The organism is Bradyrhizobium ganzhouense, assembly GCF_049949285.1.
GTDB classification, from domain to species: domain Bacteria; phylum Pseudomonadota; class Alphaproteobacteria; order Rhizobiales; family Xanthobacteraceae; genus Bradyrhizobium; species Bradyrhizobium ganzhouense.
In genome coordinates this window covers 2,671,419-2,686,220 of record NZ_CP181318.1, presented here as the reverse complement: position 1 = coordinate 2,686,220, position 14,802 = coordinate 2,671,419, and the positions used below count along the sequence as shown (strand labels likewise).

Genomic DNA, 14,802 nt, shown 5'->3' with positions numbered 1-14,802 from the left:
CGTAGTCTACCGGACGCGCGCGGTCTCGCCGACCCGCGTCGTCTGCGCGGAATAATCCTGCCGCTTCGGAACCCGGCCGGCTTCGGCGGCCACGCGAATGGCCGCGATGTTGGCGGCATAATCCGCACTGTTCCCGCCGCGGAACACGGCGGAGCCCGCCACAAGTGTATCGGCGCCAGCGGCGGCAACCGCAGCGGCATTGTTGCGCGTGACGCCGCCGTCGACCTCGAGACGGATCGGCCGCTCGCCGATCATGCTTCGAATCCGCGCGATCTTTTCGAACTGGGATTCGAGGAAGGACTGGCCGCCGAAGCCTGGGTTGACCGTCATGACGAGCACCAAGTCGATACGGTCGAGCACATATTCGATCACGCTCTCGGGCGTGGCCGGGCACAAGCTGACGCCGGCCATCTTGCCGAGCGCACGGATCGCCTGGAGCGAGCGGTCGAGATGCGGGCCCGCCTCGGCATGGACGGTGATGAGATCGGCCCCCGCCTTCGCGAACGCCTCCAGATAGGGATCGACAGGCGCGATCATCAGATGCACGTCAAAGACCTTTGTCGTCACCGGCCGGATCGCCTTGATGACATCGGCGCCGAAGCTGATGTTCGGCACGAAATGCCCGTCCATGACATCGCAATGGATCCAGTCGGCGCCGGCCGCATCGATTGCTGCGATCTCCTCGCCGAGCCGCGCGAAATCCGCCGCCAGGATCGAGGGGGCGATCACGATTTCCTTGGTCATGGCTTTGCACTCCGCGCGTCGGCCCCGCCGCTGAAGACACGACTCGCCAGGATATCCACCGGATCGATGGTTTCGAGGTCGGCGACATCGAGCATGCGGTCGAGATCAGACACCAGACGATCGGCCTGCCGCAGACGAATGCGATCGACCGCATTGCGGATCGAGCGCGCATTGGAGAAGAACGGCTGGGTCCGGCGCAGCGCAATGTACTTCTCGAAGGCCTCGCGCGCAGCGGCCGAGAGGCGATAGCCACGCTCCCTCAGCATCAGCTCGGCGATGACCAGCAACTCGGCTTCCGCATAATCCGGGAAGTCGATGTGGTGGGCGATACGCGAGCGGAAGCCGGGATTGGAGGCGAAGAAGCTCGTCATGCGCTCGCCATAGCCGGCCAGGATCACCACGAGATCCTCGCGCTGGTTCTCCATCACCTGGAGCAGGATCTCGATCGCCTCCTGGCCGTAGTCGCGCTCGTTGTCGGGCCGGTGCAGATAATAGGCCTCGTCGATGAAGAGAACGCCGCCCATCGCCTTCTTCAGGATCTCCTTCGTCTTCGGCGCGGTGTGGCCGATATATTGCCCGACGAGATCGTCGCGCGTCACCGAGATCACCTGCCCGCGCCGCACGAAACCAAGGCCGTGCAGGATTTTTGCCATGCGCAGCGCCACGGTGGTCTTGCCAGTGCCGGGATTGCCGGTGAACGACATGTGCAGGGTTGGCGGCGCGGAGGCCAGTCCCGCGCGCTGCCGGATACGCTCGATCAGCAGCAGCGAAGCGATCTGGCGCACGCGGTTCTTGACCGGGCGGAGGCCGATCAGCTCCTGCTCGAGCTGTTGCAGCGTGTCGGTGATCCCGGCAGCTTCCGCCTCCTTGCGGAGATCGAAATGGGTCTCACCACCTTCGGCGGCCGTTGCATGGGGAACGTCGAGCATGGGCACCTCGAAGAAAAGAGCTTCGCCGCGGGGGAGCGGCGAAGCAGTGGTCCGCCAAGGAAACGGAGCAGGGAGCGCTCCGCGCGGAGAGGAACGGTTAGTGCGGGGCGTGAGCGGCCGGCTTCCGCACCGTGCTGTACCGGATGGCACGCCCGCCAATCTCCTGCCGCACCAGCTCGAACTCGGCCTCCTGCTGCGGGCGGTTGACCAGGAAGGAGATCCGCACCGATTCCCAACCGTGGCTGGAGTCGAAGCCGCTGATGCGGATGTAACGGTCACCATAGACCCTGCGGCATTCGGCGAGCTCCATCATCACGCCGGCGGCGTCCTGGAGATCGAACATCGGCAGGCCCCACATCTCCCAATAAGTGTTGCGGGGATGCGGATCGTCGGTGAACTCGATGTTCACCGCCCAGCCATTGGCGAGGCAGTACTGCACCTGCTTATAGATCTGGTCGTCGGTGAGATCGGGCAGGAATGAGAAGCAGCCCTGGGTCAGTTTCATGTTGCGTCTCCCTAGACGGTTTCGAGCGCGGTCGGCACGAAGTCCGGCGTGTCGGTGGATTGATAATTGAAGGTGACGTCCTTCCAGACCTCCAGCGCGGCCTTCAGCGGCGTGCACGTCTCGGCCGCCCGGGCCAGGATCTCCGGCCCTTCATGGACGTAGTCGCGGCCCTCGTTGCGGGCGAGGATCATCGCTTCCAGCGCCACGCGGTTGGCGATCGCGCCTGCTGCGATACCCATGGGATGGCCGATGGTGCCACCGCCGAATTGCAGCACGACGTCCTCCCCTAACAGATCGAGCAGCTGGTGCATCTGGCCGGCATGGATGCCGCCGGAGGCCACCGGCATCATCTTGTTCAGGCTCGCCCAGGACTGGTCAAAGAACAGGCCATGCTCAAGCCTGGTCGGATTGAAATCCTCGCGGCAGACGTCGTAGTAGCCGCGCGTGGTGTTGGGATCCCCTTCGAGCTTGCCGACGACGGTGCCAGCGTGGATGTGGTCGACGCCCGCGAGCCGCATCCATTTGGCGATGACGCGGAACGACACGCCGTGGCTCTTCTGCCGCGTATAGGTCGAGTGCCCGGCGCGATGCAGATGCAGGATCATGTCGTTGCGCCGCGCCCATTTCGCCATGGACTGGATCGCGGTGTAGCCGATCACGAGATCGATCATGACGATGCACGACCCGAGCTCCTTCGCGAACTCCGCGCGCTCGTACATGTCCTCCATCGTGCCCGCCGTGACGTTCAGATACGTGCCCTTAACCTCGCCGGAGGCCGCCTGCGCACGGTTCACCGCCTCCATGCAATAGAGGAAGCGGTCGCGCCAATGCATGAAGGGCTGCGAGTTGATGTTCTCGTCGTCCTTGGTGAAGTCGAGCCCGCCCTTCAGCGCCTCGTAGACCACGCGGCCGTAGTTGCGGCCCGAAAGTCCGAGCTTCGGCTTGACCGTTGCGCCCAGCAGCGGCCGGCCGAACTTGTCGAGCCGCTCGCGCTCGACAACAATGCCGGTCGCGGGTCCCTGGAACGTCTTCACATAGGCGACCGGAAAACGCATGTCCTCCAGGCGCAGCGCCTTGAGCGGCTTGAAGCCGAACACGTTGCCGATGATCGACGCCGAGAGGTTGGCGATCGAGCCCGGCTCGAACAGGTCGAGATCATAGGCGATGTAGGCGAAATACGAGCCGGGCGTGCCGGGTACCGGATCGACGCGATAGCACTTTGCGCGATACTTCTCTGCAGCGGTCAGGCGGTCGGTCCACACCACCGTCCAGGTCGCCGTGGAGGATTCACCGGCAACGGCGGCCGACGCCTCGATCGGGTCCACGCCATCTTGCGGCGTGACGCGGAACAGCGCGATGACGTCGGTGTCCTTCGGCACATAGTCGGGCTCCCAATAGCCCATGCGCGCATATTCCATCGTGCCCGATCGATAGCGCTCTTTGCCGCGGACGGTTCCTGCGTGTGCATTCATGGCTCTCTCCTGCTCTTCTCTCTCTGAATGATTAGGCGGCGACCGGCTCGCGCGCGCCGGTGCGCGGGTCGAGCTCGCCGGTGCGGTAGCGCTGTGCCATCTCGCTCAAGGGAACGACCTTGATCTTGCTGGCATGCCCCGCAGTGCCGAACTGCTCGAAGCGATCGCGGCAGAGTTCGCGCATCGCGTCCATCGCGGGTTTCAGGAATTTGCGCGGATCGAACTCGTTGCGGCTCTGTGCGGCGACCTTGCGGAACACGGCGGTCATGGCGAGCCGGCAATCCGTGTCGATGTTGACCTTGCGCACGCCGCTCCTGATCCCGCGCACGATTTCTTCGACGGGCACGCCCCAGGTCTGTGGCATCTCGCCACCGAACTGGTTGAACATGTCTTGCAGCGGCTGCGGCACCGACGAGGAACCGTGCATCACGAGGTGCGTGTTCGGCAGCCGGCGATGGATCTCCTCGACCACACGCATCGCCAAAATATCGCCATCCGGCTTGCGGCTGAACTTGTAGGCGCCGTGCGAGGTACCCATTGCAATGGCGAGCGCATCGACCTTGGTGGCGCGAACGAAGTCGACGGCCTGGTCGGGATCGGTCAGCAACTGGTCGTGGCTGACCTTGCCCTCGACGCCGTGGCCGTCCTCCTGCTCACCACCACCATGCTCGAGCGAGCCGAGCACGCCAAGCTCTCCTTCGACGGAAGCGCCGACCCAATGCGCGAGATCGACGACGCGGCGGGTGATCGCGACGTTGTAGTCGTAGTCGGCCGCCGTCTTGGCATCGGCCTTGAGCGAACCATCCATCATCACAGAAGTGAAGCCATGGGCAATGGCCGACGCGCAGGTCGCCTCGTCATTGCCGTGGTCCTGGTGCATGCAGAGCGGAATGTCCGGATAGGTTCGCTCGAGCGCGTCGATCATGTGCGACAGCATGAGATCACCGGCATAGCTGCGCGCACCGCGCGAGGCCTGGATGATGACGGGCGCATCGACCTCAGCCGCCGCCTGCATGATCGCGATGCCCTGCTCCATGTTATTGATGTTGAATGCCGGGACCGCGTAGCCTTGGCTGGCGGCATGATCGAGCAATTGGCGAAGAGTGATACGGGCCACGAAGAGTCCTCCTGTTATTGCTTGCCAGCGCGGGCGATCGCCCGCCGGGCGGCTTCGGCGACGCCTTGCGGCGTAATGCCGAATTCGCGATAGAGCACCGGAGCCGGTGCCGAGGCACCGAAGCCGCGCATGCCGACGAACTCGCCCTCGGCACCGATCCAGCGATGCCAATCGCCGGCGACGGCCGCCTCGATGCCGACGCGCGGCGCCGTGCCGAGAACCGCGGCGCGATAATCGTCCAGTTGCTCTTCGAACAGGGCGAAGCACGGCGCCGACACGACGGCGGCGCGGACGTGTTCTGTCGCGAGCAGGCGGGCGGCGTCCAGCGCGATCGAGACCTCAGAGCCGGTCGCGATCAGCGTCACGTCCCGGCCGCCATCCGGCGAGACGATGAGATAGGCGCCCCGCGCGACGCGGTTCCTGCCGCGGACATCGCTGCGGAAGGTCGGCAGCGCCTGCCGCGACAAGCACAGCACCGACGGACGATGCTTGGATTCGAGCGCGCAATCCCAGGCTTCCAGCGTCTCGACCGCGTCGGCGGGGCGGAACACCAGCAGGTTCGGAATGACCCGGAGCGCGGCGAGATGCTCGACCGGCTGATGCGTCGGACCATCCTCGCCGAGGCCGATGGAGTCATGGGTCATCACATGGATGACGCGCAGCCGCATCAGGGCCGCGAGGCGGATCGCCGGGCGGCTGTAGTCGGAGAAGGCAAGGAACGTACCGCCATAGGGAATGAAGCCGCCATGCAGCGCGAGGCCGTTCATCGCGGCCGCCATGCCGTGCTCGCGAATGCCGTAGTGGATGTAATCGCCGGCGAACGCATCACGTCGGACAGGAGCCTGCGCCTTGGCATGCGTCAGGTTCGAATGGGTCAGGTCGGCAGAGCCTCCGACAAATCCGGGAATTGTCCCGGCGATGCCGTCGAGCACCTGTTGCGAGGCCTGCCGCGTCGCGAGCTTCGGACGCTCGGTGGCAAAGCGCTCGCGCAATTTCGCCGACGCCTGGGCATAGGCGCTCGGCAGGGCAACGGACTTGCCCTCGATGAAGAGCTCACGCTGCTCCGGCGTCGCGCCTTCATAGCGGTCGAGCCAGGCGAGACGATCCACCTGCCCGCGCTGTCCGATCATCCGCCACGCCTTCATGATCGTGACAGGCACGACGAACGGCTGATAATCCCAGCCGAGCGTCCTGCGCGCGGCAGCCGTCTGCTCGGTGCCGAGTGGCGCGCCATGCGCCTTCTCGGTGCCCTGTCGGTCCGGCGCGCCATAACCGATGATGGTGCGGCAGGCGATCAGCGACGGTTTTGCGCTCTCACGTTCCTCCGCGATCGCCTGTGCAACGGCCTCGGGATCGTGCCCGTCGACGCGGCGCACCGACCAGCCGGAGGCAGCGAAGCGGGCGAGCTGGTCATCGGAGGTCGCGAGCGACGTCGGTCCGTCGATCGAGATGCCATTGTCATCGAACAGTACGATCAGCCGGCCGAGCCCGAGATGGCCGGCAAGCGAGATCGCCTCCTGGCTGATCCCTTCCATCAGGCAGCCGTCGCCGGCGATCACATAGGTGAAGTGATCGACGAGGCCGTCGCCATGTCGCGCATTGGCCATACGCTCTGCCAGCGCCATCCCCACGGCGGTGGCGATGCCCTGTCCCAGCGGTCCGGTCGTGGTCTCGACGCCCGGCGTGTGGCCATATTCAGGATGCCCCGGCGTCTTCGAGCCCCATTGCCGAAACGCCTTGATGTCGTCGAGGCTGACATCGCCACCGGTCAGATACAGCAGCGCATAGAGCAGCATCGAGCCGTGGCCGGCCGAGAGCACGAAGCGGTCGCGGTCCGGCCAGTTCGGGTGCGCGGAGTCGAATTTGAGGAAGCGCGAGAACAGCACGGTCGCGACGTCGGCCATGCCCATGGGCAGGCCGGGATGGCCGGACTGCGAGGTCTCGATGGCATCGACCGCGAGGAAGCGGATGGCGTTGGCGAGATCGCTGTGCGCGACCGCCGTGAGGTCGGCGTCGGCATGAACCGAGATGTTCATCAGATCCTCCTTTTCACTTCAAGCTGCGCTTGCGCTCGATCAGCTGCATGATGAGCGGCGTCAGGATGAGCTGCATCGCGAGATCAAGCTTCGCGCCGGGACACACGATGGAGTTCGCGCGGGACATCCAGCTGTGCGGCAGCATCGAGAGCAGATAGGGGAAGTCGATGCCGCGCGGATTCTTGAAGCGGATCACGACCATCGATTCGTCAGGCGTGGGGATCCAGCGCGCGATGAATGGATTGGAGGTGTCGACCGTCGGCACGCGCTGGAAGTTGATGTCGGTGTCGGTGAACTGCGGGCAGATGTAATGGATGTAGTCGGGCATCCGCCGCAAAATGGTGTCGGTGACGGCTTCGGTCGAATATCCGCGCGCGCTGCGATCGCGGTGCAGCTTCTGGATCCATTCGAGATTGATGACGGGAACGACGCCGATCTTCAGGTCGGCATAACGCGCGACGTTGACCCTGTCGGTGACGACGGCGCCGTGCAGCCCCTCGTAGAACAGCAGGTCGGAATTCTCCGGGAGCTGCTTCCACTCGGTGAAGGTGCCGGGCGCGACACCATGTAGCGCTGACTCCTCGGCATCATGGACGTAGTGCCGCGTCGTCGCAGTGCCGGTCTCGCCATAGTCGCGGAATGCGCGCTCGAGCTCCTCGAACAGATTTGTGTCCGGGCTGAAATGACTGAAGTGCTTGTTGCCGCATTCGGCCTCCTGCGCCATGCGCACGCGCATCTCGGCGCGGTCGTAACGATGGAACGCGTCGCCTTCGATGTAGACGGCGTTGACCTTCTCGCGGAAGAATATCTGTTCAAACGTCTTTTTGACCGAAGTGGTGCCGGCGCCGGAGGAACCGGTGATGGAGATGATCGGATGCTTCCTGGACATGGGTCACCTCGCTCACAGCCGGAAGAAGCCGCGCCGCGCGAATAGCGGCGCAGAGACGCTGGCCACGAGCAGCGGGTCGCAGTGCAGTTCAGCGACACGCCGCACCTCGTTGCTGGAGCCCATGACCAGTGGCACGCGCTGGTGCAGGTTTTGCGCTGAGAGATCGAGGATGCGCTCGCGCCCGGTCGAGGCCGAGCCGCCGGCCTGCTCGATGATCATCGCCATCGGGTGTGCCTCGTAAGTCAGGCGCAGACGGCCGTCGCCATAGCCGGGGCGCGCATCGGAGGGATAGAGGAACACGCCGCCGCGGGTGAGGATGCGATAGGTCTCCGCAACCAGCGAACCAATCCAGCGCATGTTGAAATTGTGGTTGGCGGGCCCATCGACGCCGGCGAGACATTCGTCGATGAAGGCGCGCACTGGTGAATCCCAATGGCGGCGGTTGGAGACGTTGATCGCGAACTCCTCACACGCATCGGAAATCTGCACGGCGCTGCGCGCCAGACGGAAGCAGCCGGCCTTGCGGTCGAGGGTGAAGATGTCGACACCGTCGCCGAGCGTCAACACTAGCGAGGTCTGCGGACCGTAGGTGACGAAGCCCGCCGCCAATTGCGCCGAGCCGCGCTGATGGAAGGCGAGACCGAGATCGTCCGGCGCGGGCAGGATCGAGAAGATCGTACCGACCGTCATGTTGAGATCGATGTTGGAGGAGCCGTCGAGCGGATCGATCGCGACACAGATTTTGGCTGCGCGCTCCCCGATCTGAGGCTCGCGCATCTCCTCGGACGCCAGTGCTGCGATCGGCGACCTGCCGAGGCAGCGGCGCAGGATCGCATCCGCCTGCACGTCGAGGTCACGCTGGATGTCGCCGTCGCTGTTGCGGCCGGTCGTGAGGCCCGAGGCGTCCGCAAGATCGCCTGTTGCGATGAGGTCGGCGATCTCGATTGCGGCGGCCGCGATGGCATCGACCGCGGCGGCGACGGCCAGCGCATGCGGCGCCGTCTCGGAATGGCGTTGAAGGTGGTCGTCCAGCCTGAGTTGCCCGGTCATCTGCGTCCATCCCCTTGCTGGCGCCGCATCCAGTTTCCTCCCTTTTGGAGGTCGGAGCGGTCAGTCCCAGCACGATGAGATTGACAGGGGCAGATTAATAAGGAAAATTTCTAATCATAATGAGCGCCAAAGAATTTTCTTATAATGGCCCCGGCCATGCGGCGACCCAGCTCCGGCATCTGACGATCCGGCAGTTGCGCTCGCTTGCGGCGCTTTCGGCCAAGGGCAGCGTCACCGCGGCCTCGACCCAACTCGGGCTGACCCAGCCGGCCGTAACGCAGCAGCTTCGGCAGCTCCAGGACCTCGCCGGCCTCCCGCTGGTGCAGCGGACCGGCGACGGCATGCTGCTGACGGAGGCGGGCCGCGAAGTCCTGGCGCTCGCCGAGCGCGTCGAAGCCGCGATCACGGACTGCCAGGGCGCACTCGATCTGCTTGCGGGCAAGACCGGCGGTACCGTGCATCTCGGCGCGGTCTCCACTGCGAAATATTTCGTGCCGCATGCGATCGCGGCCTTCACCAAGCGTTTTCCGAAGATCGAGATCAAGCTGACCGTCGGCAATCGCGAGGAGATCCGCGAGGCCATGCACGGCTACGACCTCGATTTCGCCGTGATGGGCCGGCCCCCGGCCGATGTCAGCGTCGACGTGCGCCAGCTCGGGCGCAATCCGCACATCATCGTCGCGCGCAAGGGGCACTGGCTGGAGAAGGATTCAGGCCTCAGCCTAACCGATCTCGTGCACGAGACCTTCCTCACCCGCGAGCCGGGCTCCGGCACGCGCACGCTGATGGAAGGGATTTTCCAGAAGTCCGATCTCGAGCCGATCATCGGCATGGAGATGAGCAGCAACGAGACCATCAAGCAGGCGGTGATCGCAGGTCTCGGCATCGCCTTCATCTCGGCGCATACGGTGGCGCATGAGCTTGCCGAAGGCCGCCTGATCGTACTTGACGTCGCGGGCCTGCCGATCGTCCGGCAATGGTACGTGATCCGCCGTAGCGACAAGGTGCTGCTGCCGCCGGCGCAGGCGATGTTCGATTTCCTCGGCTCGGAAGGCTCGAACTATCTGCCCGAAGTGCCCGATTTCGGCGGGAAATAGCCCACCTATACTCAGCCCATCAGCTTCATCGCGACCGTCGCCGTCGGATGGTTAACGCTTAGGCCGCGAGCGGCGCAGCGTAATCGGCGCGCGCAGCGAAATAGGCTTCCAGCTCCGACAGCGCCCGGGCTTCCCACTCGCTGGCCTGCTCCAGGAGCGACCAGCGCTGGCCCGGCCGAAACGCCGCGGTCTGGCGATAGAGCGATGCGATGCCGCGGTAGCGGCGCACGTTCTCGAAAATGGCGTGTCCGTTCATGTCGAAAGCTCCCTCGTATTCCCACGGGGGAAATTGCGGCCAAATCTTTTTCGAAAAGTTAGCGGCGCGAGCCAGCTGCGCGGATGGTTGCCGGACTGTTGCGCGAGTGCAACGCGCGCGCTCCGTGCAGCACCTGATTATTGCGAATTCCTTGCCGCGCTCTCGCCAGTCGATTTGAATCCGCCGCGGCTGTTGATCGTCATGCTCGCGCGACAGAGATCGGCGAGGCCGATCAGGAGCACCGCAAGCAGGAAGAACAGGTTGATGGAATCCGCGTCCGCAGCGGTCAACGGGCTGACCTCGAAGAAGGGCGGCATGAACGCCCACCACACCAGCGGAACGGTGAGCAGTGCGGCGAAGATCGCCGCCGGTGCGCCCGCGACAAGGCCGAGCACGAACAGGCTCGGCAGGAACGCCGCGAAATAGAGCTGTGCGCCGAGCGCGACGCAGACACCTTGAAGCGCAGCCGACACTGCGACGACGATAAATCCGAGCAGAAACGCCTGCCACGACCATGGCCGTACTCGCGGTACGCCATACAGTCCCGCACGCCTCATAGGCCCTCCCCTGCCGCCGTTAACCAGGCCGCTTGCGACCAAAGTACTACAGCTGCAGGGAATTCGCGAGGCGGAAATTGCACCCTCGGGGCCGCCCGATCCGTGGCTTGGTAAACGGCCACGGCACAATCGTACCGCTATTCGGTTGCCGAATAGATCAGGCTGGCGACGGGCAGTGCAAGGCCAATGGCCGAGGCCAGCGTCCAGCCGCCTTGCGCGAACGCCCAGGCGCCGAGCGCAGATCCGGCCGCACCGGCGGTGAAGAACGTCGCCATGTAGAGCCCGTTGAGCCGGCTGCGGTGCTCGTGCCCGAGCACGAAGATGGCGCGGAAGCCCAGCACGACGTTGCCCTGCACACCGAAATCGATCGCGATCGCGGCCGCGACGAGGCAGGCGAGGTTGAGCATCGATCCGGCCGCGCCGACATGCGTCACCAGGAAGCCCAGCGCGACGAACAGCATCGCAGCGATTGTGGCGATGCGGCTATGGCCGCCATCGGCGAGCCGTCCTGCGATCGGCGCCGCGAACACGCCGGACACGCCGGCGAGCGCGAACAGGGCGATGCCGCGCTGGGTGAAGCCGAATTGGCTCGCGAGCTGGAGCGGCACCACCGTCCAGAACAGGGTGAAGGCTCCGAACAGGCCGGCCTGGTAGAGCGCGCGGCGCCGCAGCAGCGGCGTCGTGCGCACCAGATGCGGCATCGACAGCAGCAGCGCGCCGTAATGCATCCGTGCCACCGGCTTGCGTTTCGGCAGCGTGAGACCCAGCACGATCGCGAGCACGATCATCAACGCCGCCGAGCAGAAGAACACCGCATGCCACGACAGCGCCGCTGTGACGAAACTCGACACCGGCCGCGCCAGCATGATGCCGAGCATCAAGCCGGTCGAGACGTTGCCGACGACGCGGCCGCGAATGGCTTCTGGCGCAAGATGCGCGGCATAGGGAATGATGATCTGCACCGCCACCGAGCCGAGGCCGATGAACAGGGCGGCGATCAGGAACGGTACCGCATGGGTCGCAAACGCGGCCGCGAGCAGCGCCGCCGCGCCGAGCGTGATGACGGTACAGATCAGCGTGCGGTTCTCGACGAGATCGCCGAGCGGCACGATGAACAGCAAGCCCGTGCCGTAGCCGATCTGCGTCATGGTCACGATCAGGCCGGCGGCCGCGTGCGACAGGCCGAGCGCGGCGCTGATCGGGGCAATCAGCGGCTGGGCATAATAGATGTTGGCGGCGACCATGCCACAGGCCGCGGCAAGCACGAAGGTCAGTCGTTGCGACACCGCATCCGGCTCGGGCGCGGCGTCGATCGTGGCATTCATGGTCATTCCAAGCTCTCCAACACGTCAAAGTCCCCAGATATCGGGAACGATTGTTTCCTAATTGACAAAAATTCAGGCAAGCAGTTTCATCGCGACCCCGACCAGGCGGTCGCCGTCGAGCGGCAGGCGCGCCTTGCCGACGACGCGCAGGCCCTGCGTCGTGCAAATCATCAGCCTTGCGGTGTCGTCGGCTTCGACATGGTCCGGAATCGAGCCGTCGGCCTGTCCCTCGCGGATGAGGCCGGCGATAAAGGTTTCGTTGGCCTTGAGCTGCGCCGTGACGCGCGCCCGCATCACCGGATCGACCGCCGACAACTCGACCGCACTGCCGACCACGATGCAGCCGCGGCGCCCCTCGCTGCCCTGGGAGTGCTCGACATAGGACAGCAGCACGTTGCGCAATTTTTCGCGGCCGTTCGCCCCCCGCGCCGCCGCGGCGCGGGTCTGCTCCCGCCGTACCGACACATAGCGCTCGAAGGCGGCGACGAATACGGCATGCTTGTCGCGAAACGCCTTGTAGACGCTGCCGGTGGCAAGACGCATCGCAGAAGTCAGCTCTCCGATCGAGGTGGCATGATAGCCACGCTCGCAAAACACCCGGATCGCGCCGTCCAGCGCGGTGTCCATGTCGAATTCCCGGGGGCGGCCGGGTGGCTGGGGAGAGGGTTGGGACTGGCGCGCGGATTTTTGCATTGCGGGATAATAGGGAATGATCGTTTCCTAATCAAGACACCTGGTTGTGATTGAGGAAGAGGGGTGGCTTTGCGATGACGGCGCTGCCAACCCCTCATCCTGAGGCGCGAGGCATGGGACGCAACGCGGCCCATGGGGAGCCTCGAAGGATGAGCGGCCCGGATGCAGCCGGGCCGTCGCCCTTCGAGGCTTGCTCCGCGACGCGATGCGTCGCAGAGCGCGCGCCTCAGGGTGACGGAGATGGAGGTGTGCACTCTGCCCCCACATCGTCATTGCGAGCGCAGCGAAGCAATCCAGAATCCCTCCGCGGAAAGACTCTGGATTGCTTCGCTGCGCTCGCAATGACGGAGTATGAGGCAATCGCGTCGCTCTTCCCCTCCGCAACTTGAAGCGCAGACACACCTTCGCATTCTCGCGGCTTCATTCGCCTGAGCTTTGCCTGATCTCTCCACCCACTTGTCCAAGAGGGCGCAGGGAAGGCCGGGTGCCGGCGGCACCCGCGGTCCGCTGCGCGAATGTGTAGCGCAAGGAGACCGCACAGCAGCATACAGGTGAAGCCCAACACACGGCCTTCCCTGCGCGATGGGTTGACGGCTTATGCCGTGCTCTCCCGGGAGCCGAGTTCCTTCTGGCCTCCCTCGCCTCGCAGATTGACGATGCACTTCACCCGGTTGGGCTCCCTGCACCTCCGCGACAAGCTTGGCCGTAGCAACGACGGCCAGGACCACACGGTTTTGCCGTACGCGCGTTCGCCTGATGCCACAGGGTTTCCCGGCCTTGTCGACATGGCCAGAGAAAATGTTGGCGAGACGAACTGACAGCGCCGCTCATCCACACGCGGTTTCGGGCTCACAGGGACTACCCGCCCTGCCCGCACCCTCTCGTGCCGACGCTGCCGCGTCCACCGCAAGCCCGGCTCGCAATCGGTGACGACGTACGATCGCCCCTCAAGGATGAGCCGGGATGGGCGACACATACGCCAATTCCGAATTTCGGTAAAGCGGAATGTTTTCGCAAAGAGGGATTGACAAAGGGCGACACAGGCCGCCGGCCCGTAGCCCGGTTGGAGCTTCGCTCCATCCGGGCTACAAAAACATCACCCCTTCCGCGGCACCGGCGTGCCGTCCGCCATGGTCGCCACGCCCTTCCGCTCGACGATCATCCCATAAGCCTGCGGCTGGCGATGAACGTCGAAATTGAAAATCGTGCGCTTGTAGGAATTGCAGAGATCCAGATCGCAGCGGGCGAGTGCGAGCTCGTCACCCTTGGTCGTGCACCGCGCGACGATCTCGCCGGAGGGCGCGATGATGCAGCTGCCGCCGATATGGTCAACACCCTCTTCAACGCCGGCTTTCGCAACGCCCACAACGAAGGTGCCGTTTTGGTAGGCGCCGGACTGCATCACCAGATGATTGTGGAACAGCGAGAGGTCGTCATGCTCGGGCGCGGGCGGATTGTGCACCGGCGTGTTGTAGCCGATCATCACCATCTCGACGCCCTGCAGCCCCATGACCCGATAGGTCTCGCTCCAGCGGCGGTCATTGCAGATCGCCATCCCCATCACGCCGCCGAAGGCCTCGATCACACCAAAACCGCTTCCCGGCTCGAAATAGCGCTTTTCCAGATGCTGAAACTTGCGCCAAGGCTCGTGTTCGGCGTGGCCCGGCAGATGGACCTTGCGGTATTTCGCAACGATCGCGCCGCTTTTGTCGACGAGGATCGACGTGTTGTAGCGGTGGATGATTCCAGCCTCGACCGTCAACTCGGCATAGCCGAGGCAAAACCCGATGCCGCTCTCGCGCGCGAGATCAAATAGAGCCTGCGTCTCCGCCCCCGGCATCTCGCGCTCGAAAAAGCTGTCGATCTCGGCCTGGTCCTCGAAGTACCAGCGCGGAAAGAACGTGGTCAGTGCGAGCTCGGGATAGACGATCAGATCGCAGCCATTGGCCTTGGCCTGGCGCATCAACGCCATCAGCCGCGCCACGACCTTTGTCCTTGTCTCGCTCCTCCCAATCGGGCCCAACTGGCCGGCCGCGACAGTCACAAATCTCGCCACGAATCCTCCCTCGTTCGTTTCCCGGATGAACCGGCCCATCATCGTGCTCGCGCATACGACGGTCGCGCATATGCAG

14 protein-coding genes are annotated in these 14,802 nt (G+C 64.7%); 1 reads left to right on the top strand and 13 read right to left on the bottom strand.

The features are described 5' to 3' along the window. Positions 1-6 precede the first annotated feature (6 nt). The 8 genes from rpe to ACLFLU_RS12270 all read right to left on the bottom strand — a co-directional run bounded on the left by rpe (position 7) and on the right by ACLFLU_RS12270 (position 8,742). Complete coding sequence (gene rpe, locus ACLFLU_RS12305) at positions 7-744, bottom strand: ribulose-phosphate 3-epimerase (RefSeq protein ID WP_426412446.1); 738 nt, start codon at positions 742-744, stop codon at positions 7-9. Continuing rightward, on the bottom strand, positions 741-1,673 hold the full coding sequence (gene cbbX, locus ACLFLU_RS12300; RefSeq protein ID WP_426412445.1) for a CbbX protein: 933 nt from the start codon (positions 1,671-1,673) through the stop codon (positions 741-743). Before cbbX ends, rpe begins: the two co-directional genes overlap by 4 nt. Positions 1,674-1,770: 97 nt before the next feature. Beyond that, positions 1,771-2,178, bottom strand: a complete 408-nt coding sequence (locus tag ACLFLU_RS12295; RefSeq protein ID WP_426412444.1) for a ribulose bisphosphate carboxylase small subunit — start codon at positions 2,176-2,178, stop codon at positions 1,771-1,773. Between the two features lie 11 nt (positions 2,179-2,189). Continuing rightward, positions 2,190-3,650 (bottom strand): form I ribulose bisphosphate carboxylase large subunit, encoded by a 1,461-nt coding sequence (locus ACLFLU_RS12290; RefSeq protein ID WP_426412443.1) that lies wholly within the window; start codon positions 3,648-3,650, stop codon positions 2,190-2,192. A gap of 31 nt (positions 3,651-3,681) precedes the next feature. Then, the gene (fba, locus tag ACLFLU_RS12285) at positions 3,682-4,767 is read right to left on the bottom strand and encodes a class II fructose-bisphosphate aldolase (protein ID WP_426412442.1); all 1,086 of its coding nucleotides are present in this window, start codon (positions 4,765-4,767) and stop codon (positions 3,682-3,684) included. A 14-nt stretch (positions 4,768-4,781) separates the two neighbouring features. Beyond that, complete coding sequence (gene tkt / locus ACLFLU_RS12280; RefSeq protein WP_426412441.1) at positions 4,782-6,803, bottom strand: transketolase; 2,022 nt, start codon at positions 6,801-6,803, stop codon at positions 4,782-4,784. A gap of 13 nt (positions 6,804-6,816) precedes the next feature. Then, entirely contained in the window at positions 6,817-7,692 is an 876-nt protein-coding gene (locus ACLFLU_RS12275; protein ID WP_426412440.1) for a phosphoribulokinase, read from the bottom strand. A 12-nt stretch (positions 7,693-7,704) separates the two neighbouring features. After that, positions 7,705-8,742 (bottom strand): class 1 fructose-bisphosphatase, encoded by a 1,038-nt coding sequence (locus ACLFLU_RS12270; protein ID WP_426412439.1) that lies wholly within the window; start codon positions 8,740-8,742, stop codon positions 7,705-7,707. A gap of 119 nt (positions 8,743-8,861) precedes the next feature. Here ACLFLU_RS12270 and ACLFLU_RS12265 point away from each other — a divergent pair, with 119 nt between their 5' ends. Next, entirely contained in the window at positions 8,862-9,839 is a 978-nt protein-coding gene (locus ACLFLU_RS12265) for a LysR family transcriptional regulator (protein ID WP_426412438.1), read from the top strand. Between the two features lie 58 nt (positions 9,840-9,897). Here ACLFLU_RS12265 and ACLFLU_RS12260 read toward each other — a convergent pair whose 3' ends face one another. The 5 genes from ACLFLU_RS12260 to ACLFLU_RS12240 form a co-directional block, all read right to left on the bottom strand. Beyond that, positions 9,898-10,095, bottom strand: coding sequence for a hypothetical protein (locus ACLFLU_RS12260; protein WP_426412437.1), 198 nt, complete (start codon positions 10,093-10,095; stop codon positions 9,898-9,900). 137 nt (positions 10,096-10,232) lie between these two features. Continuing rightward, positions 10,233-10,652: a DUF4118 domain-containing protein gene (locus ACLFLU_RS12255; RefSeq protein WP_426412436.1), complete on the bottom strand. Its 420-nt coding sequence runs from the start codon at positions 10,650-10,652 to the stop codon at positions 10,233-10,235. 137 nt (positions 10,653-10,789) lie between these two features. Then, entirely contained in the window at positions 10,790-11,983 is a 1,194-nt protein-coding gene (locus tag ACLFLU_RS12250) for an MFS transporter (protein WP_426412435.1), read from the bottom strand. A gap of 66 nt (positions 11,984-12,049) precedes the next feature. Next, positions 12,050-12,604, bottom strand: coding sequence for a TetR/AcrR family transcriptional regulator (locus tag ACLFLU_RS12245; protein ID WP_426412434.1), 555 nt, complete (start codon positions 12,602-12,604; stop codon positions 12,050-12,052). A 1,162-nt stretch (positions 12,605-13,766) separates the two neighbouring features. Continuing rightward, entirely contained in the window at positions 13,767-14,726 is a 960-nt protein-coding gene (locus tag ACLFLU_RS12240; protein WP_426412433.1) for an N-carbamoyl-D-amino-acid hydrolase, read from the bottom strand. Positions 14,727-14,802 lie beyond the last annotated feature (76 nt).

Bases quoted from the DNA above. Each gene is read 5' to 3' on its own strand.
- rpe (WP_426412446.1), bottom strand. From the start codon at position 744: ATGACCAAGGAAATCGTGATCGCCCCCTCGATCCTGGCGGCGGATTTC.
- cbbX (WP_426412445.1), bottom strand. From the start codon at position 1,673: ATGCTCGACGTTCCCCATGCAACGGCCGCCGAAGGTGGTGAGACCCAT.
- ACLFLU_RS12295 (WP_426412444.1), bottom strand. From the start codon at position 2,178: ATGAAACTGACCCAGGGCTGCTTCTCATTCCTGCCCGATCTCACCGAC.
- ACLFLU_RS12290 (WP_426412443.1), bottom strand. From the start codon at position 3,650: ATGAATGCACACGCAGGAACCGTCCGCGGCAAAGAGCGCTATCGATCG.
- tkt (WP_426412441.1), bottom strand. From the start codon at position 6,803: ATGAACATCTCGGTTCATGCCGACGCCGACCTCACGGCGGTCGCGCAC.
- ACLFLU_RS12275 (WP_426412440.1), bottom strand. From the start codon at position 7,692: ATGTCCAGGAAGCATCCGATCATCTCCATCACCGGTTCCTCCGGCGCC.
- ACLFLU_RS12270 (WP_426412439.1), bottom strand. From the start codon at position 8,742: ATGACCGGGCAACTCAGGCTGGACGACCACCTTCAACGCCATTCCGAG.
- ACLFLU_RS12265 (WP_426412438.1), top strand. From the start codon at position 8,862: ATGAGCGCCAAAGAATTTTCTTATAATGGCCCCGGCCATGCGGCGACC.
- ACLFLU_RS12260 (WP_426412437.1), bottom strand. From the start codon at position 10,095: ATGAACGGACACGCCATTTTCGAGAACGTGCGCCGCTACCGCGGCATC.
- ACLFLU_RS12255 (WP_426412436.1), bottom strand. From the start codon at position 10,652: ATGAGGCGTGCGGGACTGTATGGCGTACCGCGAGTACGGCCATGGTCG.
- ACLFLU_RS12250 (WP_426412435.1), bottom strand. From the start codon at position 11,983: ATGACCATGAATGCCACGATCGACGCCGCGCCCGAGCCGGATGCGGTG.
- ACLFLU_RS12245 (WP_426412434.1), bottom strand. From the start codon at position 12,604: ATGGACACCGCGCTGGACGGCGCGATCCGGGTGTTTTGCGAGCGTGGC.